At 38.3% G+C, this 23,911-nt stretch carries 21 protein-coding genes; 10 read left to right on the top strand and 11 right to left on the bottom strand.

The genetic code is table 11. From position 1 onward, the window contains the following. Positions 1–3 precede the first annotated feature (3 nt). A complete protein-coding gene (locus H4J65_RS04150; RefSeq protein WP_182195815.1) occupies positions 4–510 on the bottom strand; it encodes a Spy/CpxP family protein refolding chaperone in 507 nt (168 codons plus the stop codon). Positions 511–747: 237 nt separating this feature from the next. Between H4J65_RS04150 and H4J65_RS04145 the strand changes: the two genes are divergently transcribed. The 3 genes from H4J65_RS04145 to H4J65_RS04135 are packed head-to-tail and all read left to right on the top strand — an operon-like array spanning position 748 to position 3,915. Further along, complete coding sequence (locus H4J65_RS04145) at positions 748–1,449, top strand: response regulator transcription factor (protein ID WP_182195812.1); 702 nt, start codon at positions 748–750, stop codon at positions 1,447–1,449. Beyond that, on the top strand, positions 1,449–2,855 hold the full coding sequence (locus H4J65_RS04140; RefSeq protein ID WP_182195809.1) for an ATP-binding protein: 1,407 nt from the start codon (positions 1,449–1,451) through the stop codon (positions 2,853–2,855). The genes H4J65_RS04145 and H4J65_RS04140 overlap by 1 nt, the downstream gene beginning before the upstream one ends. Positions 2,856–2,904: 49 nt before the next feature. Beyond that, on the top strand, positions 2,905–3,915 hold the full coding sequence (locus tag H4J65_RS04135) for an alpha/beta fold hydrolase (RefSeq protein ID WP_182195805.1): 1,011 nt from the start codon (positions 2,905–2,907) through the stop codon (positions 3,913–3,915). Positions 3,916–3,991: 76 nt separating this feature from the next. On the opposite strand, the gene H4J65_RS04130 is transcribed toward H4J65_RS04135, so the two are convergent. Continuing rightward, a complete protein-coding gene (locus tag H4J65_RS04130; RefSeq protein ID WP_310649915.1) occupies positions 3,992–4,891 on the bottom strand; it encodes a cation diffusion facilitator family transporter in 900 nt (299 codons plus the stop codon). 112 nt (positions 4,892–5,003) lie between these two features. Between H4J65_RS04130 and trmL the strand changes: the two genes are divergently transcribed. Beyond that, positions 5,004–5,468, top strand: a complete 465-nt coding sequence (trmL, locus tag H4J65_RS04125) for a tRNA (uridine(34)/cytosine(34)/5-carboxymethylaminomethyluridine(34)-2'-O)-methyltransferase TrmL (RefSeq protein ID WP_182186235.1) — start codon at positions 5,004–5,006, stop codon at positions 5,466–5,468. A gap of 409 nt (positions 5,469–5,877) precedes the next feature. On the opposite strand, the gene gpsA is transcribed toward trmL, so the two are convergent. From gpsA to H4J65_RS04105, 4 genes are all read right to left on the bottom strand, one after another. Next, a complete protein-coding gene (gene gpsA, locus H4J65_RS04120) occupies positions 5,878–6,885 on the bottom strand; it encodes an NAD(P)H-dependent glycerol-3-phosphate dehydrogenase (protein WP_182195801.1) in 1,008 nt (335 codons plus the stop codon). A gap of 3 nt (positions 6,886–6,888) precedes the next feature. Continuing rightward, positions 6,889–7,398, bottom strand: a complete 510-nt coding sequence (secB, locus tag H4J65_RS04115) for a protein-export chaperone SecB (protein ID WP_182137297.1) — start codon at positions 7,396–7,398, stop codon at positions 6,889–6,891. Positions 7,399–7,464: 66 nt separating this feature from the next. Beyond that, positions 7,465–7,719, bottom strand: coding sequence for a glutaredoxin 3 (gene grxC, locus H4J65_RS04110; RefSeq protein ID WP_404851937.1), 255 nt, complete (start codon positions 7,717–7,719; stop codon positions 7,465–7,467). 27 nt (positions 7,720–7,746) lie between these two features. Next, positions 7,747–8,172 carry a rhodanese-like domain-containing protein gene (locus H4J65_RS04105; protein WP_182137296.1) on the bottom strand — a complete coding sequence of 142 codons (426 nt, stop codon included), beginning with the start codon at positions 8,170–8,172 and terminating at the stop codon, positions 7,747–7,749. Positions 8,173–8,466: 294 nt separating this feature from the next. Between H4J65_RS04105 and gpmI the strand changes: the two genes are divergently transcribed. The 3 genes from gpmI (at position 8,467) to H4J65_RS04090 (ending at position 12,048) form a co-directional block, all read left to right on the top strand. Continuing rightward, positions 8,467–10,008 carry a 2,3-bisphosphoglycerate-independent phosphoglycerate mutase gene (gpmI, locus tag H4J65_RS04100; protein WP_220465086.1) on the top strand — a complete coding sequence of 514 codons (1,542 nt, stop codon included), beginning with the start codon at positions 8,467–8,469 and terminating at the stop codon, positions 10,006–10,008. A 29-nt stretch (positions 10,009–10,037) separates the two neighbouring features. Beyond that, on the top strand, positions 10,038–11,201 hold the full coding sequence (locus H4J65_RS04095) for a murein hydrolase activator EnvC (RefSeq protein ID WP_182195794.1): 1,164 nt from the start codon (positions 10,038–10,040) through the stop codon (positions 11,199–11,201). A 94-nt stretch (positions 11,202–11,295) separates the two neighbouring features. Next, positions 11,296–12,048 (top strand): divergent polysaccharide deacetylase family protein, encoded by a 753-nt coding sequence (locus H4J65_RS04090; protein WP_182195791.1) that lies wholly within the window; start codon positions 11,296–11,298, stop codon positions 12,046–12,048. A 51-nt stretch (positions 12,049–12,099) separates the two neighbouring features. Here the strand turns inward: H4J65_RS04090 and H4J65_RS04085 are convergent, their stop codons facing one another. Then, a complete protein-coding gene (locus H4J65_RS04085; RefSeq protein ID WP_182186247.1) occupies positions 12,100–12,864 on the bottom strand; it encodes a serine protease in 765 nt (254 codons plus the stop codon). A 113-nt stretch (positions 12,865–12,977) separates the two neighbouring features. Between H4J65_RS04085 and H4J65_RS04080 the strand changes: the two genes are divergently transcribed. The 3 genes from H4J65_RS04080 to H4J65_RS04070 all read left to right on the top strand — a co-directional run bounded on the left by H4J65_RS04080 (position 12,978) and on the right by H4J65_RS04070 (position 15,728). Continuing rightward, the gene (locus H4J65_RS04080; protein ID WP_182195788.1) at positions 12,978–13,799 is read left to right on the top strand and encodes a patatin-like phospholipase family protein; all 822 of its coding nucleotides are present in this window, start codon (positions 12,978–12,980) and stop codon (positions 13,797–13,799) included. A 145-nt stretch (positions 13,800–13,944) separates the two neighbouring features. Continuing rightward, on the top strand, positions 13,945–14,754 hold the full coding sequence (locus tag H4J65_RS04075) for a PEP-CTERM/exosortase system-associated acyltransferase (RefSeq protein WP_182195783.1): 810 nt from the start codon (positions 13,945–13,947) through the stop codon (positions 14,752–14,754). An 83-nt stretch (positions 14,755–14,837) separates the two neighbouring features. After that, positions 14,838–15,728, top strand: coding sequence for a ThiF family adenylyltransferase (locus tag H4J65_RS04070; RefSeq protein WP_182195778.1), 891 nt, complete (start codon positions 14,838–14,840; stop codon positions 15,726–15,728). An 82-nt stretch (positions 15,729–15,810) separates the two neighbouring features. Here the strand turns inward: H4J65_RS04070 and H4J65_RS04065 are convergent, their stop codons facing one another. The 4 genes from H4J65_RS04065 to prsT (H4J65_RS04050) form a co-directional block, all read right to left on the bottom strand. Then, positions 15,811–16,680 (bottom strand): PEP-CTERM sorting domain-containing protein, encoded by an 870-nt coding sequence (locus H4J65_RS04065; protein ID WP_182195773.1) that lies wholly within the window; start codon positions 16,678–16,680, stop codon positions 15,811–15,813. Between the two features lie 446 nt (positions 16,681–17,126). Further along, positions 17,127–17,999, bottom strand: coding sequence for a PEP-CTERM sorting domain-containing protein (locus tag H4J65_RS04060; protein ID WP_182195770.1), 873 nt, complete (start codon positions 17,997–17,999; stop codon positions 17,127–17,129). A 204-nt stretch (positions 18,000–18,203) separates the two neighbouring features. Beyond that, positions 18,204–20,975: an XrtA/PEP-CTERM system TPR-repeat protein PrsT gene (gene prsT, locus H4J65_RS04055; protein WP_182195765.1), complete on the bottom strand. Its 2,772-nt coding sequence runs from the start codon at positions 20,973–20,975 to the stop codon at positions 18,204–18,206. Between the two features lie 112 nt (positions 20,976–21,087). Beyond that, complete coding sequence (gene prsT, locus H4J65_RS04050; RefSeq protein WP_182195761.1) at positions 21,088–23,853, bottom strand: XrtA/PEP-CTERM system TPR-repeat protein PrsT; 2,766 nt, start codon at positions 23,851–23,853, stop codon at positions 21,088–21,090. Between the last annotated feature and the right edge of the window lie 58 nt (positions 23,854–23,911).

Below are 23,911 nucleotides of genomic sequence, written 5' to 3'. Positions count from 1 at the left end.
AGCTTAACGGTGTTTACCCATAGTTAAAAACTTTTGCTGCTGCTCTGCTGTTAACACTTGCATAACACCATGGTGAACTTTTGCCCTTTCCATTGCGGCTTGTTGAAAGTTCAGCTGATGTTCGGCATAAATAGCTGCAAACTGATTTTCATCAAATTCGCTCGCTTGCAGCGATGGTTTCACTTGCGCTTTAAAATCTGACATAACGCGCTTTTTAGCCTGTTTATCTTCTGTCATACTGACAAAAATCAGCTTAATTTCACTGCGTTGTGCTTGACTTAGATCTAACTTTTTCGCTAAGTGATGTAAGCGTTTGTCTAGCTTTGCCTGCTGATGTTCACGACCTTCATGCTGTTGATGACTCATGTCATGGCTATTGTGGTGGCTATGATGTTTGTTTTCGTGACCCATAGCATTGGCGCTAAAGCTACTAAGGCTGATAATACCAAGCACAAGTATGCTGACTGCCGCATGGGGTTTTATTGTTGAATACAGTTTTTGTGTGTTCATAAGTTTGTTCCTCAATTAATTCACCCTCAGTATAATTTGTGCAACGAAAGTTAACGCAAAGCAACGTAAATGTTTTGTAAAGATAGCCCTTGGCGCTTAACTTATACGTTATTATAATGCTAATTAGACAACATAATTAATCTGTTTCGCTTATACCCAAACGCCCTCAACATCCTTGTTTCAATGGTTTGAGTATAAGTACTGAATACTTGACCCTAGCGCTTAACGAGAGCAACCATGAAAAAGCATAAACTTCTCTTAATAGACGATGACACAGAGCTTGCTGAGTTATTATCTGATTATCTGGCTACAGAAGGCTTTGAATTAATATCTTGCCATGATGGTATCTCAGGATTAGAAAAAGCCTATGATGATAAAATTTCATTGATTTTATTAGATGTGATGATGCCAGGCTTAACCGGTTTTGAAGTGCTAAAAGCGCTGGGTGGCAACCACAAAACCCCAATATTAATGCTAACTGCCAAAGGTGATAATGCCTCTCGAATATTAGGTTTAGAACTTGGCGCAGACGACTATTTACCCAAGCCGTTCCAACATCGTGAATTACTCGCTCGTATTAACGCCATTCTTCGCCGTATAGAGATTGTAAAAAATAGCAAAGCACAAAGCACCGCACTGCAAGTTAACGGCCTTAAACTTAACCACGCGACCCGTCAGGTGAGTTGCCATAACCAACTTATTGAACTTACCGGCACTGAATACCAGATCATTGAGCATTTAATGTCAAAGCCAGGGGGAATTGTCAGTAAAAGTGAAATATCAGAACAGGTATTAAAGCGTAAATTAAGTGCGTTTGACCGCAGTATTGATATGCATGTCAGTAATATCAGACGAAAATTATTACCCTTTAGCCCAAGCGACAAACTTAAGACTATTCGCAGTGCCGGCTATATTTTCTTGACTGGAGAACTCAATTAATGTTGAAAATTGCCGGGAAATTTTCCTCCATTGGCGCCAAACTATTTATCTGTTTTTGGTTAATTGTAATATTGACCATTGGCGTCACCAGGTTGGTATCTGAACAATTTAGAAACAAGAGTTTTATTATTCCAACGCATCACTCTGATATTACAAGAGTAGAGCGAATTAGCCAAAAAATTAAAGCGAATCGAGTCTCTTCACCACAACAAGTGCTGGCCATTTTGTCGCAAAAAGAAGGCCGTGAATTACTATTAAAAAACATCTCAACTCATGCCGTATACGCTGCTGATAAGTGGCAAATAAAAAATTTACAACAGTTTTTAACCGAAAATAATATCGAGAGCCTCACTACAGTTAAGTTTCAATTCTATCGTATGACCGGGCCGTTAACGATTGATATTGCCGGTACACCCTATCAGTTATTTCTTGCTAGTCGCGACCGAAAACCTCCCTTTGGTAACATTATAGACCGTATGCCCGTGTGGCCGCGTTTCGCTATTCCTATTATTATCAGCTCTATTTTACTTTGGCTACTGACTCGCTCGTTAACCAAGCCGCTAATAGCTATGCAAAAAGCCGCCGCACGTTTTGGTGATGGTGAATTTAGCGCCCGCATTCCCTTAATAGCGCAACGCAATGATGAAATTGGCGCTTGTGCGATTAGTTTTAACTTAATGGCTGAAAAGCTAGAGCAAAACATTGGCGCTCATCAAAGACTGATGGCCGATGTTTCTCATGAACTGCGCTCACCCATGACCCGATTGCAAATCGCGCTTGGGCTTGCTCAACAAAACAATATAAACGAAGCACTATTACACAAACATTTACAACGCTGTGAACTCGAGGTCGCTCGGCTCGACGAAATGATCGCTAATGTTTTATCATTATCAAGAATGGAGAACACCATTAGCCAAATAGAATTGATGTTTGTCGATCTTAAACAGCTATTAATCCTCTGCATTGAAGACGCACAATATATCGCCAATGAAAAATCAATAACCATTACCTTTGACTGTCAAAGGTCAGCACTGATGCAAGCAGATCCAAACTTATTATCCAGTGCCATCAATAATATTTTAATTAATGCGATAAAATATAGCCACGCAAACGATCAGCTAAAGGTACATTTACACAAAACTAGCAGCCATTTTATAATCGAGATAATTGATACTGGCATCGGTGTTCCCGCTGAGGACTTAGCTAAGTTATTTGAACCCTTTTATCGGGTTGCTCAATCACGTGATCGCGCCACAGGTGGCACGGGACTTGGCATGGCAATAGCAAAACAAGCTATTGTTGCACATAATGGCAACATTAGTGCGCAGAACAATAGCGAGAATGGTCTTACGGTTACCATTGAATTACCCTTTGATATCAGTAAAAATAGCGCTAATGAATCATAAAAAACTTTATCCGCTAATTTTCTTTTGGCTATTTTTAGGAATTTCAGTAATGACTAACGCAAAAAGCTTAGAGAGTAAGCAAGCGCTTACCTTAGAGAAAATTGCCGCTATTGAAAACTTTTGGCAATCAGTAACTCAAGCGTCATTTAAAACAGATGACAATATTCGCATCGCTTATGCCACTAACTTTAAACGCCCTCAAAAGCCTTATATTGTTATTGTACCTGGGCGTTCAGAAGGTTACCTAAAATATCAAGAGTTGGCTTATGACCTAGATAATCAAGGCTATGATAGCGTTATTATTGATCATAGAGGACAAGGACTTTCGATGCGTTTAACCACAAACCGCCTACAGGGTTATGTGGAAAATTTTGACCAATATGCGCAAGATTTACAACGATTACTCCACCAGGTCTTACCTGAAAAATACCCGCAACATCAGCAAAGCTCTTTTATGCTAGCACATTCAATGGGCGGCGCTATTGCATTAAGATACCTGCAACTTTACCCACATAAGGTTAAAGCATTAAGTTTAAGCTCTCCCATGATAGCTATATCAAGTGGCGGCACACCAGATTGGTTAGCGAAAGCATTAATCAAAACAGGCTCAACCATAAACTGTTGGCTGTCTAATACACCATGGTATTTTTTTGGCCAAAGTGATAGTAATCAAAGTTCATTTGCACAAAATCGCTTGATGCATTCAGCAAAGCGTTATCAGCGTTTTCAGTCACTATATCAAGCTCAGCCAGTACTAAAACTCGGTGGCGTCACTTTTAATTGGCTAGAGCAAGCCATGATAAATTCGGATAATTTATTTATCGATATCGAAAAATTGTCGTTACCAATACAAATGTTGCAAGCAGAAAATGAACAAATTGTTGATAATCATGCGCAAGATAACTTTTGTCTAACACTCAATAATTTTAATCACAATGCTTGCCCGGGCGGTAAGCCCATAGTCATCTCTGGCGCCTATCACGAGCTTTTTTTTGAAGTGGACCAATACCGGGATATCGCGATAGATAAAACCATCACATGGTTTTCACAACATCAATAACCCATAACTAAGCGCCAAGAGCCGATGACTAAAACATAAGGAGTTATGCCTTAGTCATCGGCTTTTTGTCTTTAGCCTATTGGTGGTTAGACGCTGACAAAGGATCGTGATGAATAAATACCTCACAGGGTGCTAAGGCTAGAATAATTTCTGTTTCAATGGCCTCGCCAATACTATGAGCTTCTGACAAAGATAACTCACCATCTAATTCTAAGTGAAATTGAATAAAACGATCTGGCCCTGCTTGTCGTGTTCTCAACTCGTGTAAACCATGAGTACCTTCATGCGCCAAAATAATTTTCTTAATGGTATTAAGCTCTTCTTCAGTAAGTTCATGATCCATTAAGTGATGAACACTGTTCCAGATAATTTTACCTGCGCCAATGAGCAGAAATATAGCGACCGCAACAGTAAAAACCCCATCCGCTTGTAACCAATAACCTTGGCTTAAAAACAGGGCCGCAAGCACGCCTAAATTCAGAATTAAGTCAGATTGATAATGCAAAGAATCGGCACTGATAGCGACAGATTTTGTCCGGTTAATGACATATTTTTGCAGTATCACCAGCAACAAGGTCAAGACAATCGCAATAATTGAGACCACAATACCCACTTCAGTGCGCACCACTTCTTGTGGATTAATAATGCGATCAACACCGTTAAACACCAGTAATAATGCTGAACCCAACACAAAGGCGGCCTGTACCAATCCGGCTAAACTTTCCGCTTTGCCGTGACCAAATTTATGTTCTTTGTCGGCCGGAGCCAAAGCGAAACGTAAAATCACCACATTCATGATGGAAGCGAATAAATCTAAAATCGAGTCAGTCGCAGAAGCTAACATGGCACTAGCATCAGTGACAAAAAAAGCATAAAGCTTCAAGACCACTAAAATCAACGCCGTTGCTGTTGCCGCAAATGCTGCTAGCTTTACTAAGTAAGCATATTGGTTTGAATCTATCTTGTTAGCCTGCACTAAGTCCTCCTAATGAATAAATATTGCTGAACATTGCTGAACATTGATAAAGCAAAGCCGAATCAAGCACGGTATAATACCACTTAATTATATAATTTATTAAGCACTTGATATGTTAGATGTCGTTTTATTTCAACCTCAAATTCCACCCAATACGGGTAATATAATTCGCCTATGTGCTAATACCGGCTTTAGGTTACATCTAATTGAACCACTCGGCTTTGACCTAGAAGATAAAAAATTGCGCAGAGCCGGTTTAGATTACCATGAGTTTGCAGCACTTAAGCGCCATGCGAATTATCAAAGTTTTATTGAAAGTGAGCAACCTAAGCGCATATTAGCGGTGACAACAAAGTCTACCGGGTATTATGGTGATATCAGTTTTCAGTCCGGTGATTATCTTTTATTCGGCTCAGAAACCGGTGGCTTACCCGAAGATGTTAGACAACAAATACCTGACCAAGACAAAATCAGAATACCTATGTTAAAAGATAGCCGCAGTATGAACTTATCAAACGCCACCGCTGTGATTGTTTATGAGGCATGGCGACAGCTAGGCTTTGCAGATTCAGTGTAAAAGTAGGTCAGTTATAACGTAATTTTTTTACGGATAAAACTGTTAAATTTCATTTAACTTAATGGACTAAAGTCCAACCTAAATAGAGCCTACAGGTGGTTTTCAACGTTCAGAGTTTTATTGTCGGTCGGACTTGAGTCCGTGGAACGTTGATCAGGGAATTAAGGTGATGGGCAAACAAACATCTGTAGCGGGTATTATTTTTTTAATCTGTAAATATAGATTGAAAAATTAATGTAATTTATGGAGAAAACCGTTAAATTTCATTTAACTTGATGGACTAAAGTCCACCCTACATAAATAAATACATACATACATGCATAGAACCTACAGGTAATTTTAAACTTCGGGTAATTCTTTAAACTACCCGCTATTTATTAAGTCACCAACTATGTTGCTTTAGTTAACCTTATTCAAATTTACGATCACGAGATAATAAATCTGCCGCGGCTAATTTTGCGTCTTTACCGCAATAAAGTACTTGGTAAACCTGCTCAACAATCGGCATTTCAACACCCATGCGCTGTGCCAGCATATAAACTTCTTTAGTGTTGCGATAACCTTCAACCACTTGGCCAATATCAGCAATCGCTTGCTCAACACCTGCGCCAGCGCCTAACGCTAGGCCAAAACGACGGTTACGTGACTGGTTGTCAGTACAAGTTAATACTAGATCACCTAGCCCTGCCATGCCCATAAATGTTGACGGTTCAGCGTTTAATGCACAACCTAAGCGGGTCATTTCGGCTAGGCCACGGGTAATTAAAGCTGTTCGTGCATTGGCACCAAAGCCAATACCATCAGCCATACCGGCACCAATGGCAATAACATTTTTAACGGCTCCGCCTAACTGTACACCGATAAAATCACTGTTGCTGTAAACACGAAAGGTGCGCCCACAGTGTAATAAGTTAGATATATCTTCAACAAAGACATCATCGGTTGAAGATAAAGATATCGCCGTTGGTAATCCTGCGGCCATTTCTTTTGCAAAAGTAGGTCCAGAAAGCACAGCTAACGATATGTCATTACCTAGGATTTCTCGTGCTACATCTTGCAATAAGCGCCCTGAATCGTGCTCTAAACCTTTAGTAGCCCAAACCAAACGCGTATCTTTTCTTAGATAAGGTTTGATTTTCTCCAGCATTTCACCAAATACATGGCTCGGCACCACCAATAAAATATTTTTACTGGCCGCGACTACGTTGGCCAAATCATCACTAACCACTAATGCTTCTGGAAACTGGCTGCCGGGTAAATATTTTTCATTAGCGCGTGTACTCCCCATTTCAGCAACGTGATTAGCATCACGTCCCCAAAGCAATGTTTTATGACCATTACGGGCTAAACATATTGCTAGCGCTGTGCCATAAGAGCCAGCGCCAATGACGGAAATTGCTGCAGAATCAGGGCTCATAAACTAGTGAGTTTCTGTGCTTGCTGGTGCTTGTTCGGCATTCGCTTGTGCTGCACGTTGTTGTACATAGTTGGCGAATAAAGCTTCAAAGTTTACCGGGGCTAAGTTAATTTGTGGGAAAGAGCCACGGCTAACTAGGTTCGCTACTGATTCACGCGCGTAAGGGAATAAAGTGGTAGGACAAAATGCACCAATAGTATGGGCTAACTGTGCTTCAGGCAGGTTACCTATGGTAAAAATACCGGCTTGTTGTACTTCAGCTAGAAAAGCGGTTTGGTCTTCAACTTTAGCCGTAACGGTTAACGACAAAGTTACTTCATAAGTATCATCAGCAAGTTTAGTTGATTTAGTATCAATATCTAACTGGATTTCTGGCTTCCAATCTTTTTGAAAAATTGCCGGTGAGTTTGGAGTTTCAAATGAGATATCTTTGGTATAAACGCGTTGAATAGCAAATTGTGGTGCTTGTTGTTCAGTTGTTGCTTCTGCGCCGTTTTGAATTTCGTCAGCCATGTTATGTTACTTCCTAAGTGTTACGCCTTTTTTAAGGCATTTTTATTCTATGTTTTTTCACTGATATTATTGTGCTAAGAGTGAAGCTAATTTTCCTTGCGCATGCAATGCAAGTAATTCATCACAACCGCCAATATGAGCGTTGTTAATAAATATTTGTGGCACTGTTGCGCTGCCCTGACTGCGTGTGATCATTTTTTCACGCAATAGTGCATCACCGTCAATTTTTATTTCGTTGTAACTAACCTTCATGTCATCAAGCAAAGCTTTCGCTCTCATGCAATAAAAACAAGTTACTTTAGTATATATGTCAACTGCCATTATCATAGTCCGTTGTTTAGTTGCACACTACTTAGTTACAGGTAAACCTGCACTTAACCAAGCACTCATGCCACCTTTAAGTAAACTTACTCGAGTAAAACCCGCTTTTGCTAGCTGGTTAGCCACTTTGCCTGCGCTCATGCCAGCACTACATACTATAATGATGGGATTATCTTTATGTTTTTCAAGACTAGAAAAGTCATTTTTACTGACTTTATCATTGCCAAGGTGTAACGCATCGACAATATGTCCGGCTTTAAAGTCTTTCTCGCTTCGGCTATCAACAACAACACCTGACTCTCTATTAACTAAAAAAGTCATTTGTTGTGTGCTTAATTGTTTAATAGGTGACATTTGAATTCTGATCGTCATGACAATAATCATCAAAACAATAAATAGCCAAATAGTGCTGAGCAAAGATTGACTCATTGCGAAGGTGATAAGTTGGTCCATAAGTTTTATATTCTAATTAACTAAAATTTGGCAATAGTATACAGGCTAATAAACTAAACCCAAACTGAACTTTTCATAGAAAAACAGATTTACTTAATATCTTAATACCCATCGACAAATTTTGTTCTTATTGCTGTAACTTTTCACACCATAATTGACTTGTAAAACTGATGAGATCAGAAGTGTTTTCTCTGCTATTTTCTCTACATAGACAGAAGATATTCACTGCGTGTCTTGATATACTGCTGTTGAAAATTATTTTTATTTCTCATTACTTATATAAAGGAAGCCGTGATGCCAAACAAAAAATCAACAGTTCTTATTATTTTAGATGGTTGGGGATATAGAGAAAACCCAGAGTCTAATGCTATATATCATGCCAAAACCCCGGTAATAGATAACTTAATGGCGAATAAACCGAATATGCTGATTGAGACCTCAGGCATGGCGGTTGGTTTACCTGACGGGCAAATGGGTAACTCTGAAGTAGGTCATGTTAACTTAGGCGCTGGCCGCATTGTGTATCAAGACTTCACTCGCATTACCAAAGCGATTAAAGATAAAGAATTTCAAAGCAACCCTGTTTTAGTCAATGCGGTAGAAACCGCCGTTAGCAACAATAAAGCGATACACGTTTTTGGTCTATTATCTCCAGGTGGCGTCCATAGCCATGAAGATCATATTTTTGCTATGTTAGAAATGGCGGCTGAAAAAGGCGCAAAAAAGATTTATTTACATGCCTTTTTAGATGGCCGTGATACGCCACCACGCAGTGCAGAAGCTTCGTTAATAAAAGCACAAGCAAAGTTTGCTGAATTAGGTTGCGGGCAAGTCGCCTCAGTGATTGGCCGCTATTATGCCATGGACAGAGATCAACGCTGGGAACGCGTTGAATTAGCTTATAATTTAATGGTTTCAGGCCAAGCCGAGTTTCACTATACTCAGGCGACTGATGCTTTGCATGCTGCTTACGCGCGCAACGAAAATGATGAATTTGTCAAAGCCTCAGCGATTACCGACGAACAGGGTGAAGTGATTAAGGTAGAAGATGGCGATACCATGATCTTTATGAATTTTCGAGCCGATCGTGCGCGCCAATTTACCCGCTGCTTTACCGACACAAAATTTTCAGGCTTCACACGCCAAAAACAACCCAAACTCGGCAGTTTTGTTATGCTAACCGAATATGCCGCCGACATCGATGCGCCCTCTGCATTCCCAGCGGTAAAACTTAATAACGTGTTAGGCGAATGGCTAGAAAAGCATGATAAAACGCAACTGCGCATTTCAGAAACAGAAAAGTATGCACACGTAACCTTTTTCTTCAGTGGTGGTAAAGAAGATACTTTTGTCGGTGAACAACGAATATTAGTGCCATCACCACAAGTAGCAACCTATGACCTACAACCAGAAATGAACTCAACCCTGTTAACCGATAAATTAGTGGCCGCAATAGAAAGCGGCGAGCATGACTTTATTGTTTGTAACTATCCAAATGGTGATATGGTAGGTCATACCGGTGATTTTGATGCCGCAGTAAAAGCCTGCGAGGCCGTCGACACTTGTATTGGTAGAATAGTGACGGCATTAGAGAAAACGGGCAGCGAGTGTTTAATTACCGCTGATCACGGCAACGCAGAACAAATGATGGACAAGGTGTCAGGACAAGCGCACACCGCACATACTTGTGAACCTGTACCGTTAATTTATATTGGTCGAAACGCAAAAATGGCCAAAACAGGTGCGCTAAGTGATATCGCTCCCACTATTTTATCATTAATGAATATGCCTCAACCCAAAGAAATGACCGGGTGTAAATTATTAACCTTAACTTAACTTAATTTAATCTAAACATGCTTTTTAAGATGAATATCAGCAAGCCAATATTAAAACGTAGCCAGTTTAGCACTGGCTACGCTTTTTTTATTGGCCTAGTGCTGATGTTTTGCTCGTTTGATATTTTTGCCCAAAGCAGTGCAAAAGCCAATCAGCAACTGTCTGATATTCAACAAGCTATTAATCAACAGAAACAAACCTTATCAAGTACTAATGTAGAGATTAGTGATCTAGAGCAACAATTAAAAACAGACGATATCGCCATAGGTGAAGTGGCCCGAAACTTAGCAAATACCAATACTAGCCTAACCACAACACGCCAAAAAATAGGCCAACTGAGCGTAGAAAAAAAACAATTAACACTGGCCAAAAAACAGCAAGAGCAGATATTAGCCAAGCAGCTTAGAGCTGCCTATTCTACCGGCCATCACGACTATATAAAGTTAATTCTTAACCAACAAAAACCCAGTAACGTACAGCGTACTATTACTCATTATCAATACCTCAATGCTGCCCGTATTAAAGAAATTGAAACCTTTAAAAGCACAATTACTCAACTGAATGACGTGACAGCACAATACCAGCAGCAAGCTGAACAATTAACGCAATTAACACAAACCCAAAGTCAGCAAAAACAACTGCTCGAATTATCAAAAACCAAACAAAAACAAACCTTAAAAGCGCTCAATAAAAAGGCGCTTACCGAACAACAGAAGCTAGCTAAATTAGAACAAGAAGAGTCGGCATTGGTTGCCTTGTTGAGAAAAATGGCTGCTGCCGCACAAAAAGTAGATAACCTAGTCGGTTTGAGTAAATTAAAACGTAAACTGAGTTGGCCAGTTAAAGGGCAAATTCGTCACCGTTTTGGCTCAAGTAAACAGGGCTACTTAAAATGGAAAGGGGTATTTCTTTCAGCACCGATTGGCCAACAAGTTAAAGCCATTCACAATGGCACTATTTTATTTTCAGATTGGCTTAAAGGTTATGGACTAGTTTCTGTGGTTGATCATGGCGATGGTTACATGAGTTTATACGGCCATAATCAAGCGTTACTTAAAGCTGTTGGCGACCGTGTAGAAGCCGGTGAACCCATAGCTTTGGTAGGTCAAAGTGGTGGTCAAGCCAACTCAGGCCTGTACTTTGAAATTCGACATACAGGAATAGCCGTCAACCCTAAACTTTGGTGTAAATAAGCTTATGCATTGTTAAGCGTTTAACTAGTCGATTTTGACCATCTGAACTGTTACCCTAAATAATGATTTATTCTCTCATCAAAAAAAACTAACCGTGCTGCGACTCCTACTAACCTTTAGCTTACTTTGGCCTGCTTTGCTTTATGCTCAACCTGCACAAGTAGCGATCATTATTGACGACATTGGCTATCGAAAAAGCGACGCTCAAGCACTCTATTTGCCCGGGAATATCAGTTACGCGATTCTTCCCCATACGCCCTATGGAAAAATATTGGCGTTACAGGCAAAAGCAAACAAAAATGATGTAATTTTGCATATTCCAATGGAAGCAAAAAATGGCAAAAAACTTGGCCCAGGCGCGTTAACCAGTGCCATGAATGAAACGGGTATTCGAGCAAGCTTAACTCATGCCTTTGCTGAAATTCCTTTCGCATTAGGTATCAACAACCACATGGGCAGTAAACTGACCGAGCTATATCAACCTATGGCGTGGACCATGCAATTTTTGCGTGAACGAAATTTAATGTTTATTGATAGCTTAACCACTGGCGCTAGCCAAGCAGAAGAAGTTGCTATAAGCTTTGGCGTACCCAGTTTACATCGACATATTTTTCTCGATAATAAATTAGAACACGCCTATATTCTCAGTCAATTTAAACAACTAATACTCGATGCCAAACGTTATCGGAGCGTTGTTGCTATCGCTCATCCACATCCTGAAACAATCAAATCATTACATAAGCTCTTGCCCTTGCTCGAGAAAAACAACATAGAACTAGTACCGATATCAAGGCTACTAAACAATAAAATGGCCAGTTCAAATCAACAAACAAATGCTGAAGATTAACCCACTTTTGTACTTTAGCCGCTGATGAAATCATCAGGCCATATATAGTCACTAGCCCTTTATATTATGCTTTTTTAATAGTTTATGTAGATACTTCACGGGTATCGCATAGGTAATGCCACTCGGCTTACTGATCACGGTTTCTTTACTCTGCTGAACAAAAACTTTATTTATAATGCCAATAACCTCACCCGTTTTAACATCATACATAGCACTACCACTGTTGCCCGGATAAGCGGTTGCATCTAACTGATACACTAAATAAGGATCTCTTAAGCGCTTAAGCATAGCTATGCTTATTTGTCTTGCATCATCAACGGGTATAATAGTGGGTGTTACGGCAGCAATAATACCTCTGTGTGTTACAGGATAAAGCCCCAAAACGGCGCCAATTGGAAATCCAGTAAATGCGATAGCACTGCCTTCACGTCGAAAGTCATTGTTTGCTAATGATAATGCCGGTAACGCCTGCCCTTCAATTTTAAGGATAGCAAGATCATGATCCTCATCATGGGCAACCAATTTAGCTAATTTTACTTTCGCCGCTCGGCCCTTACCGGTAAATACGGCTAATTTTTGTAATAAATTATCATCTAACTCTTGCTCAATAACATGATGATTGGTCACGATATAAGTGCCATCACCAATAACAAAGCCCGTGCCATAAAGTTGATTTTTCGGCTGTCCTGTCGGCGTATAAACACCAATACCAACCACAGAAGGTTTAAGTAAACTCACCGTATCCGCGAAATCAGCGCAGGCTATTGAACTGAATATCAGCCCAATAAAGATTAATAATGGTAATAATTTATTCATATTTTTACTCCTTTTAAAAATTTAAACTTTACCTGAACTTAGCACATTTTTTTGCTAGCGATTTTGTCATTTTTACCCATAATTAAATAATAGGATACAGCGAGGAGATATATGTGACGAATATAGTACCTATTTTAGCTGGCGGGGGAACACGCTCACCTGCTCATATCGGCGTTTTGAAAGCATTAAAAGATTTGCATATCGATTTTTCTCATCTTGTTGGCGTATCAGGAGGTAGCATAATTGCAAGCTTGTATGCTGCTGGTTTATCGATAGCAAAAATTAAACATATTGCGATAACCACAGATTACAACCAATTTAAAGGTTTCTCATTAGTGTGCTTAATTCGTAATGGCGGTTTAAGTTCCGGTGACATTTTTGAACAATGGGTTGACCAACACCTAGAAGGAAAAAGGTTTATCGACCTAGATCGAAACTTACATATAGTAGCCACCGATGTTAAAACTGGCCGACCCGTTATTTTTAACCAAGCACGAACACCTAATATGAAAGTTTCTTTGGCCGTGCGTTTTTCTATGTCAATTCCACTGGTTTTCAGCTTTAAACCCTTTGGTAAACATTTAATGGTTGATGGCAGTATTTTATCTGAAGATGCCTTACACCGAGATTGGGCTATGGACGGCACACCCGTATTGTGTTTTCGTCTGCGCGGTGAGCATGAATATGACGAGCTCAAAACAGATGGGCTATTTCCTATCGTAAATTACGTAACCTTATTGATCAGGACCTTTATGACAACCATATCACGTGAGTATATTAATGACGCCTTTTGGCACAATACTATCATTATCAACACCGGCTTATGCTCGGCCGTTGATTTTGGTATGAGTGAAGAAAAAAAATTTTCACTTTTTGATATTGGCTATGAAACTGCAATGAAAATTGTGCCTATTAAAACTAATCATGGCCGTTAAGTGCTTAAAAACACAATTGTTAATAAATAATTAACAATTGTGTTTCATAATCATTACATAAAATGGTAACTTAATTATATAGCTATACTAAGAACAACATAATTATCATCATGCATAACCGACTAAAAGTCAGGAACTAAAAGTAATGAATTGGAGCAAGAAGTTACTAAACGTGCCCGTGGTTGGAGCCATCACCAAACGCATTGCATCAATGAAAGTTAATCATGATGCAGTGGATATTTCTAAGCATTTCACCCAATTCTTAAAGCCTGAAATTGCCGATACTGATGAGTTACGCGACGAAGTGTTCCGCATTCGTCACAATGTTTATTGTGAAGAATTGGCCTATGAAAAAGTAAAAAATGGTGGTAAAGAACAAGATGAGTTTGATGCCCACTCGCTCTTCGCTATGATAAAACATAAGCCGTCGAATACCTATACAAGTTGCGTAAGAATGGTGACATCAGCCAACGAATCTGAACTACTACCGATCGAAAGATATTGCCCCAATGCCATACAAAACAAAGAACTACACCCAAGCAACTTTCCACGCCATGAAATAGCTGAAATATCTCGCCTTGCCGTAAAAGCTGATTTTAGACGACGTAAAATAGATAAATTCAATGGCTCAGCAGTCGGTACAATTAATGAACCCACCTACTCAGAAACTGAGTTACGTTGCTTTCCATTTATTGCCATTGGACTTTATATGGTCGGGGCGTCAATAAGCATTAAAACGGGCGTAAAACACGTGTATGTCATGATGGAACCAAGGCTAGCCCGCAGTCTGCGATTTGTCGGTATTAACTTTATCCAGCTTGGTGAAGCCATTGATTATCATGGTTTGCGAGCACCTTACTACATTAACTCATCGATTTTTATGAAAAATTTATCTCCTGGATTTAAAAGTTTATATAAAGAGATCGAAAGAGAAATTGGTAAAAGTTTAAAATAGTGCTCTCCCATATTAATGCTATTACTAAGATCAAAAACTGATACTAGCTTAATAAACCTAAATTTTAGTATAAAAGGATCCTCATGTTTAACTATGAAGAAGCATTCTCTCGAAATATCGGTTGGGTTACTCAGGAAGAGCAACAAAAACTTAGACACACCAAAGTTGCTATTGGAGGTTTAGGTGGTGTGGGTGGTGATCACGCCATAGTATTAGCTCGTTTAGGTATTGGAGATTTTCATATATCTGATCTTGATGATTATGATGTGGCAAACTTTAATCGCCAAGCCGGTGCTAACATGTCAACTTTGGGTCAAGCCAAGGCTGCAGTTATGGAAGATACCATTAGAGGTATCAATCCTGAAGCCAACATAAAAAACTTCAGCTCAGGCATTAATGAAGAAAATATGGATGACTTCTTAGATGGTGTAGATATCTACGTAGATAGTCTTGATATTTTTGTATTGGAGATCAGGCGCAAAGTATTCCGTCGTTGCTATGAAAAAGGAATTCCAACAATAACAGCAGCACCAATGGGCATGGGAACCGCTTTTTTAGTATTTATGCCCGGTAAAATGTCTTTTGATGAATACTTTGCCATTGTAGATCCTGCAGCAAATAGTAGTGAAGAAGAAAAAGCTCAAATTTTCAACGACAATATTATTCGCTTTGTTATTGGTGTGTCACCTTCGGTACAGCAACGCCACTATTTAGTGGATAGAGCATCGGTTAATTTCCTTAAGAAAAAAGTGCCATCTACCTGTATGGGTATATCCTTAGCTGCAGGAACACTCTGTACCAATGTATTAAAAATATTGCTAAAACGTGGTCACGTTATTCACGCACCTCATGGCATGCATTTTGATGCCTATAGAAATAGTTTGATTAAAACTTGGCGTCCTTGGGGTAATAAAAATTGGCTACAGCGCTTTATGTTTTGGCGAGTTAAAACGTTATTATCAGATAATAATTAACTTATTACTTATCCACTTTTCTTAAATTTAAAACATAAAAAAACCGCTTAAGCGGTTTTTTTATGTTTTACTATAAAGCTAATTATGATTTACGACGACGTGCAGCAGCAAGACCTAATAAACCTAAACCTAAAATAGCGATAGAAGTAGGCTCTGGCACAGAAAAGTTGATAGAACCGTTATGGGTACCACCAACGTTAGCGATGCCATTATTATAATCGACACTATTTAGAGGCCGTGTATCTTGTGAGGCATTAAAGTAAACGTTTTGACCTGGTACAGAAGAGTAATCTTTATAGGTACCTAGTTTTGAAACAAACACATCACCGGCATCAACGCCATTAACAGTAGTTCCACCAAAGTTAGTCATAGTGCCAGATAGAACCGTTGAGTTACCTGTATCGCCACCACCATTGACTTCTAAATCAAATAAGCGAATAAGTTCACTAACACTAGTCGTAGTGCCATCGTAATAATACATAGACACGGTACCCGAAGTGTAATCAAAACCAAAACCGTTCCATGTACCAGCTAAATCACTAAAACCAAAAGTTAAACCCCAATTGCCAAAACCATTATTACTTGGGCCACCAAAAGTGGTTGATGCAGGTTCAAAGTTATTCACTAAATTACTTGATATGTCAGATAAACTAGTAAAATTAGCATTTGAAACACCACCTGTAGATAAAATACTATCACCGGCACTTAATATACCGTCAGCGACACCAAAACTACCTGCATCAGTAATGGTTGAAGTTGACTGATAAGCAATTGACAACTGATCTAACCAACCTGTTGTATTTACACCCGCGGCTTTTGGGTTATTGGTACCATTACCACCAAAATCGTTACCTACATTAATATAAAATTGATCTGCTGCTGAAGTGCCTGCAAAAGATAAAGCAACAAGTGTTGTCACTACTTTTGTTATATTGGTTACTACTTTTTTCATGTTAATCCCTTATTGTTTAATTAGACTAAGAAATGCAAAAGTCAAGCCACAACACTTAAGGCATTGATTAATATCAATTAATTTAAATAAAGGTAATTAATTTTAGCTCTAGTGTTAATAAATTCGACACTCTTTATTAACACTAGAGCAAGCACAAAAAAGCTTATATCTGTAAGTCTAACTAAAATTATTACTCTCAGTTATTAAGTTTTCTTACTCAGCCTTTAAAAAATTTGCTTAGCTATCAAGATAAACTTCACTTTTTCGGTGATAAATAACCCACGAACAAAAAGCTAAACTTAGTATTACATATTACACAAGCTTAAAGAATAGTATTAACACGCTATAACATAATACTTAAATAGTATAAATAAGTAGTCTGGATACATAAAAAACCGCCTTGCGGCGGTTTCATTAATTGTAGATTCAAATAATAATACGCAAAGTTATTTAGCTTTACGACGCTTGGCTCCTGCAAAACCCAGTAAACCTAAGCCTAAAATAGCAATAGAAGCAGGCTCTGGTACTTGAGAGAAATTGATAGAGCCATTATGACTAGCGGCAAATTCAGCTTGTCCACCTGCAAATTGAAGAGCACCTATGGCTTGAGTATCTTGTGAGGCATTAAAGCTAACTATTTGATTATTTGGTGGCCCACTTAGCTCACCAAAAGATCCTAAAGCAAAATTAAATACATCAGCGGCGTCAACACCATTTACTGAAGATAGCGCGTTAAAATTGACTAACTGACCATTTAAAACCGTGGAATTACCAGTGTCACCACCACTTGATACTTGTAAATCAAACAGTCTTACAAAACCAGCAAGGTTAGTCATCGTATTATCATAATAATACATAGATATCGTACCAGAAGTATAATCAAATCCTGAGCCATTCCAAGTGCCGGCTAAATCAGGAAAACCAAAAGTTAAACCCCACTGAAGTGGACTAGCAGGACCAAAGCCATTATTACTTGGGCCGCCGAAGGTGGTTTCTGACGGTTCAAAGCCATCAATCAAGTTATTACTAATACCGGTTGGGTCAACAAAGTTACCGTTATTTACACCGCCAGCAGATAATATTGTATCGCCAACTGATAAAGCATTTGCCCCACCAACGCCACCATCAGTGATCACAGATGTAGATTCGTACAAAAACGATAGTTGATCTAACCAGCCGGTTGTATTCGGGCCATTGGCCGTATTTGCATTCCCGCCTTGATTAGAACCTATATCTATATAAAATTCGTCAGCGGAAGCACTGCCGGCAAAACTTCCGGCTATAGATAAAGCGATTAGTGTTGAAATTAGTTTTTTCATTTTCTTTCCTTATAAATGTGAACTAATTTGCAAAAAAGCTGAATATGCAAAAAATTATTCGATAACAGTAGTATTACCAACTAGAAACTTGCATAAAACAAACCAACATGGCAAATCGCTGTTTTATTAGTTTTTTTTCAATCACAAAAAAAATTATATCTTCATTATGTAAAAAAAACTGACACTTTAAAGAAAGAGTTTGAGTTATATTTCCCTTTTCACCCGTTTAAGACGGCTCAAACTATCTGATGATAATGTTGATTCATTGAGCTGTTTTAATAATTTTTTAGCATCCTGCTTTTCATTATTGCTCAGCAATGCCTGAATATAATGTAAGGTATAATTACTATTGCTTTGCTCTGCTTCATAAGATTTTTTAAGATATATTAAAGCCTGCTTACTTTCCCCAGCGGCTAACAAGATCACTCCAAAAGTATTTTGCACAATAGGCTCATCAGGCGCTTCATTTATCGCAAGGGTCGCCTGTGCCAACGCTTGTTTTGTATTGCCTTGTGCTAACAATGCCCAGGCCAAATTATTTGAAATAGCAAAATGGTCATTTGTTCTCTTAAGTAACTGATTATAAATAACAATAGCCTCAGCCAACTGCTTTTGCTCAGAATAAAGCTCTGCCTGCTTTAACAAAATAGCTACGGAAATATCTGACTTAACACGATTGCTAACCTCATTAATAATCTCAATTGCCTGTTCTACTTGCCCAAGGTTTTGCATAGATTGTACAATTTCAAGGATAACTTCTTGAGAATTTACTTGCTTATATATTGGTTGGAGAAACCTTATCGCATCTTGATAATTTTGCTCCATAAATGCTACTTTGCCTTTTAAACGCTTAATTTTAAGCGCTACTTGTGGGCTGCTAGCTAAGCTTGCTAATATTTTCTTTGCTTCAGGCAATTTATTGTTAGCTAAATAAAACGCAACCAAGTCTGTTTGTGCAACAAAATCATTAGGCTGTAACTTTACGGCCTGTATTTGTGATTGCAGAGCATTAAATTTATCCCCCATTTCATTATAAATTAAGGCTTTGGCAAGATAAGCTCTGGGTTCTCTATCCTGAAACTGAATGTAGGCATCTACTTGATTGAGCGCTGACGCATAGTCTTTGTGGTACATGTAAATTTTTGCTAATAATAAATTCAAACGTAAATCAGTTGGGTGTTGTAGCAAAGCCTTCGCTAAAATATTTTCTGCCTCATTAAATTGCTGCTGAAATACAAAATATTCAGCTAAAGCTAGACTAGCTGTAGCATTACCCGCAGAATTAGTAATATTTGATTCAAAGAATAATTTAATTTCTGCTTGATAAGTACTGTTGGTGACATACTTTAATAAAGCGTTTATGGCATGAACCTGATCTGGGTCAATAATCAGAATTTCCTGATAATAACCAATAGCGGCCTCAAGGTTATTTTTTTGCTTCGCCAAATCAGCCAATGAGTATAATGCACCCACTTGCTTATTATTTAACCCCACCACCTTTTTAAGCTCTATTTCTGCTAGATCATATTTTTCTTGGCGTTTAAATATAGCCGCCATTAAGCCATAGGCTAGCTCTTCATTGCGTTTTTTAATACCATTAGTGATTTCAATCGCTTGTTCGTAATTTTTTTCATCAATCAGTTTCAGTACTTTCATAGCTGCTATTGTGTCTTCGTCAGGGTTCTTTTCAAATGCAGCCTCAAAAAAAGCACCTGCAGAATCATCATTATTCAGTAATTTTTGTATACCCATTTGAAAATCTATAAAACCATCTTCAGGTGCTATAGTGGATGCTTTTGAGAGCAATCGTTCTGCAGTATCCACCCGTCCCAAATTAAATAGCTCTTGAGCAGATGAAGTTAATAATTCGACATCTAGTTCCTCTAATGGAGCCGCTGATAATGCCGCTATATTTTCATCAACATAACCCAGTTGTAATCGAAGACTATTTAATAAGCGTTGTGCTGGATGTTTTAGTGATAATTGATCTTTAATTTTTACTAAATGAGAGTAAGCCAGTTCTGGTTCTTTGAGCTGGTATGCACTTATACCAGCAACCACTCTTGAAATGAGTAAATTATTATTTCTTTGTAAGGCTAATTCAGCAAAATGTTTGGCTTGTGCATAGTCTTTATCGACGAACCTGATCTGCGATTTTATTTCGTTACCTAGAGGCTGAGATGGTAGGTTTTTCAATATCACGTCGACTTGCTTTTCGGCCGCTTGATAATCTGAGGCTTTAGTTAATGATAATGCGAGCATTAATCTAGAATAAAGATCTTTGGGATGAACCGCTAAAAACGCACCATACGCTTCTGCCGCTTTGCTCATGTCATCTTTAGCAAATAGAAATTGTGCCTTAGAAATAATAGCAATGTCTAGTGCCGGAGGTGAAGACATCACTTCATCAATTAATTGCAGCGCATTGTCATAATCATTGTTTAAACCCGTAGCCCAAGATTGACTTACTTTTGTATACGGTGACTCAATATTATCTGAAATTATTTTTTCAAAAACAACTTTCGCAAAATTAACCTCGCCATCACGAATATAAGAAAGACCTAAATATGTTCTTGGAATAATCAGAATATTGGCATCTACCGATAAATTATTAGCTATTAATTCGCTAATAGCGCTACTATTATTTAAGTGATAATACACTTGGGCTAATAAAGGTAAAACAACCATATTTTTATTACCTAGCTCCAAGACCCTATCAAGCTCTTTTTCAGCCAACAACCAGATGCCCTCTTGTAGATACGTAATACCTAATAATAGTCGAGCTTCAGAGTTTTTCACGTCAAGTTTCAGCACATTTTTAAGGCTGATAATCGCTTCGTTATTCTTCCCTTCTTTTAGAGATGCCTTCGCGGCAGCAATATATTCTTCTGGTGTGTAATTGTTACCACAGCCTAGAAGTAACATTATTAATGTTAAAGCAACAATAACTTTTTGAGTGTTTTTCCCTAGTAGCATTATCCTATCCTTTTGTATTTAAATAACAATTATATATTTCGCTAGGTTTAATTTTTAATTTGAAAATAGAGGTTAATTCACTATTATTCAAATTTTAAATAAAATTAACTAATTAATTACTTTTCGCTAAAGTTATAAGTGAATTCTTTCTCTGCCTAGTGCCACTATTATTAGCTACCTTTTGTAATACATCCAATGCCTTTTGGCTTTCGTTAATACTGATTAATACCTCTGCATAATTAAGTGCGATACTGATATCTTGGCCATTACTTATTTTGTATGCTTTTGATGACGCCTTCCATGCACCCAAGCTATTCCCAGTCTTAAGTAAAACCATCCCTCTTGTATCTACAACATTTGGATTTTCAGGGGCAAGATCCATTGCTTTCTTAGAATGTAATAACGCTGTTTCTAATTCACCTTTTTCTATATTTAACCAAGCTAAGTTATTTAAGGCTATAATATTATTGGGCAGCCTAGTTAATATTTTTTCATAGTGACTAATCGCTTTATCTGGCTGGGTTTGTAAGTATAAATTAGCCAACTGTGCACGCACTTTGTCATCTTTTTCATTACTGACAAGATGCGACTCTAGACTTGTAATTGCTGCATTGGCTTGATTATCACCCTGCAGTGAACTTGCCAAGAGGATAATATTTTGACTGGATGGAAAGTGGGTGTAATACGCTTTTAGCAGCGGTATTGCCTGTGCATAACTTTTCTCTAATAAATAAATTCTGCCTTGAAAACCTTGGCTAAGCTTTTTGTTCATTCCCTCACTTTCTAACTGGGTATAAAAGTCTTTAGCTTCGCGTAATAATTTTTCCTCAAGCAGTAATTGCATTTTCGCCATTTTAAGCATTTTATTATCTTTATGTGGCCCAGCAAGCGATTTGTTAATCAGCACGAGTGCCCTGTCTGCTTGCTGTTTGTTAACAAATTGCTTTACCAATAACAAAACTGGCTTTATATGGTAAGGATTTGTTTGAAGCCAATCCTCGAGTAGTCGTTGATAATTAATGTCATTATCCTGCTTTTTTTGTACAAAAAGCTTTAGCTGCCATAATTTTTTAGGTGACGTTATTGAGCTAGGATATGAAGCTAAAACTTGGTCAGCTGCCATAATGTTATCCCTATCTAATAACGCCTCGGTATAAAGTATTCCATAAGACAAGTCGGCTTTATTTGTTTCAAACAAGGTTTTAATTTTTGCAAACGCAGACTCATTCTTAAATAGCCCATAATGCTGTCTTAGAGTTTTAACATTTGCAGGAAAAGCGATTACTGCCATTTCAGACCAGCGTTTAGCCGCCTGATCATTCTTTTGCCGCTGCGCTATTGAGGTTAGCTCAGTTAATGCGAATAAATTATTGGGTGCAATGGCTAGACTTTGTAACAGTGCTTCCTTAGCCTTTGTTAATTCTCTTTTTTTTAAATAGACACCCGCCAATACATTATAACTAACGGGGTTATCTGGATATTCATTTTTCCATTTCTGTGAAATATCCAATGCTTGGTCAAAATCGCCCGTCTGAATAGCCGCATATGCTAAGGCTAACTCAGCGGATAACATACCAGGTGATTGCGCAAGCGCAGCTTTTAAATTTTGTATACCTGAAGGATCATTTAGCACTAGCTTTAACATCCCCTCACGAATATTTTGCTCGGCATTGGTAACAGTGTCATCGGTTTCATGAGTGCTAACTTGACGCGCTAATGCTTTGGCATCTTGATAGGCACCTAATTCAGCTAACTGATAACTGAGTGAAGATAAGAATTTATCATCTTCTTTTGATACTGACGTAAAGCCACTCAATGTCTCACTTATTTCACCTACCAAACCCAATTGTAACTGACTAAGAGCAAAAATTTTACGCGCAGGATGCTCTGGCGTTAAATATTGCACTATTGAATTTAAATGATGATGACTTTGTTCAAAATCATCTAAAAAATATGAACTAACACCCGCTATAAGCTGTAAATAAGGTCGATTAAAATTACTGCGCAACGCGATTTCCGCATGATTTTTTGCACCTCGATAGGCTTTAATTTCAAATAGCGCTATGGCTTTAACATAATGTGCAAAGGGTTGATTAGGTAACTTCAACAAAATAATATCCGCATATTTTTCAGCTGCTGAAAACTTTTGCTCTTTAAGTAAAGAGTCAGCTAAAAACAATATCACCACACTCGATTTTGGCTGTACTTGAGCAAACTGCAAATAACTGCTACTGGCTCTAGCATGATCATTCATTGCCGTAGCTATTTGACCTTGTAACATTAAAGCATCGGGATTTTTTGGCTCAGCAGTTAACACCCGCAACACTTGAGTATTGGCTTTAATCACTTGTTTTTCTGCTAAATTTAAATAAGCCACCGCCATCATAGAATAGAGACTAACCGAGTCAAACGCATTCGCTTGTGCTGCTGCCTCCGTTGCAAGTGCGATGTTTTCAGTGCGAATGGCTGCTAAGGTTTTATAGGCTAAATAGCGAATTTTGATATCATCAGGTAACAGTTGTGCTTGTTCATTCAGAGCAAGAATATCAGTATCTGCATCTACCAAGATATATGCACGAGCCAAAAGCGGGAGTACCTTAACAGGACTATAGTTATATTCTTGCGCTTTTTCTAACTCTTTCACGGCATTTAAGCCACTGCCTTGATGCAAATAAAGTTGACCTAAAAAAAACCTAGCATTGGCATTATCAGGTGCTTTTTTTATCGCATTTTTTAACTCAATAATACTTTCATCAAATTTATTTTCATCGAAATAAGTTTTTGCTTTATTGAGATGAGTTAAAGCGGTTTCACTTTCGCTGCAACCTCCGATATTAATCAATACACTGCAACAAACTAAGACACTTAACCATTTCATTATTAAATCCCTTTATTAACTTAGATAGACTATATTTTACTTCATATAACATACTACT

Source organism: Colwellia sp. MB02u-9 (genome assembly GCF_014077085.1).
Taxonomy (GTDB): domain Bacteria; phylum Pseudomonadota; class Gammaproteobacteria; order Enterobacterales; family Alteromonadaceae; genus Cognaticolwellia.
The sequence above is the reverse complement of the archived record's forward strand: the minus strand, read 5'-3'. Positions and strand labels throughout refer to the sequence as shown.

Excerpts from the sequence above, each read along its gene's own strand:
- H4J65_RS04150 (WP_182195815.1), bottom strand. The coding sequence starts at position 510 with ATGAACACACAAAAACTGTATTCAACAATAAAACCCCATGCGGCAGTC.
- H4J65_RS04145 (WP_182195812.1), top strand. The coding sequence starts at position 748 with ATGAAAAAGCATAAACTTCTCTTAATAGACGATGACACAGAGCTTGCT.
- H4J65_RS04140 (WP_182195809.1), top strand. The coding sequence starts at position 1,449 with ATGTTGAAAATTGCCGGGAAATTTTCCTCCATTGGCGCCAAACTATTT.
- H4J65_RS04135 (WP_182195805.1), top strand. The coding sequence starts at position 2,905 with ATGACTAACGCAAAAAGCTTAGAGAGTAAGCAAGCGCTTACCTTAGAG.
- trmL (WP_182186235.1), top strand. The coding sequence starts at position 5,004 with ATGTTAGATGTCGTTTTATTTCAACCTCAAATTCCACCCAATACGGGT.
- gpsA (WP_182195801.1), bottom strand. The coding sequence starts at position 6,885 with ATGAGCCCTGATTCTGCAGCAATTTCCGTCATTGGCGCTGGCTCTTAT.
- secB (WP_182137297.1), bottom strand. The coding sequence starts at position 7,398 with ATGGCTGACGAAATTCAAAACGGCGCAGAAGCAACAACTGAACAACAA.
- grxC (WP_404851937.1), bottom strand. The coding sequence starts at position 7,719 with ATGGCAGTTGACATATATACTAAAGTAACTTGTTTTTATTGCATGAGA.
- H4J65_RS04105 (WP_182137296.1), bottom strand. The coding sequence starts at position 8,172 with ATGGACCAACTTATCACCTTCGCAATGAGTCAATCTTTGCTCAGCACT.
- gpmI (WP_220465086.1), top strand. The coding sequence starts at position 8,467 with ATGCCAAACAAAAAATCAACAGTTCTTATTATTTTAGATGGTTGGGGA.
- H4J65_RS04095 (WP_182195794.1), top strand. The coding sequence starts at position 10,038 with ATGAATATCAGCAAGCCAATATTAAAACGTAGCCAGTTTAGCACTGGC.
- H4J65_RS04085 (WP_182186247.1), bottom strand. The coding sequence starts at position 12,864 with ATGAATAAATTATTACCATTATTAATCTTTATTGGGCTGATATTCAGT.
- H4J65_RS04075 (WP_182195783.1), top strand. The coding sequence starts at position 13,945 with ATGAATTGGAGCAAGAAGTTACTAAACGTGCCCGTGGTTGGAGCCATC.
- H4J65_RS04070 (WP_182195778.1), top strand. The coding sequence starts at position 14,838 with ATGTTTAACTATGAAGAAGCATTCTCTCGAAATATCGGTTGGGTTACT.
- H4J65_RS04065 (WP_182195773.1), bottom strand. The coding sequence starts at position 16,680 with ATGAAAAAAGTAGTAACCAATATAACAAAAGTAGTGACAACACTTGTT.
- H4J65_RS04060 (WP_182195770.1), bottom strand. The coding sequence starts at position 17,999 with ATGAAAAAACTAATTTCAACACTAATCGCTTTATCTATAGCCGGAAGT.
- prsT (WP_182195765.1), bottom strand. The coding sequence starts at position 20,975 with ATGCTACTAGGGAAAAACACTCAAAAAGTTATTGTTGCTTTAACATTA.
- prsT (WP_182195761.1), bottom strand. The coding sequence starts at position 23,853 with ATGAAATGGTTAAGTGTCTTAGTTTGTTGCAGTGTATTGATTAATATC.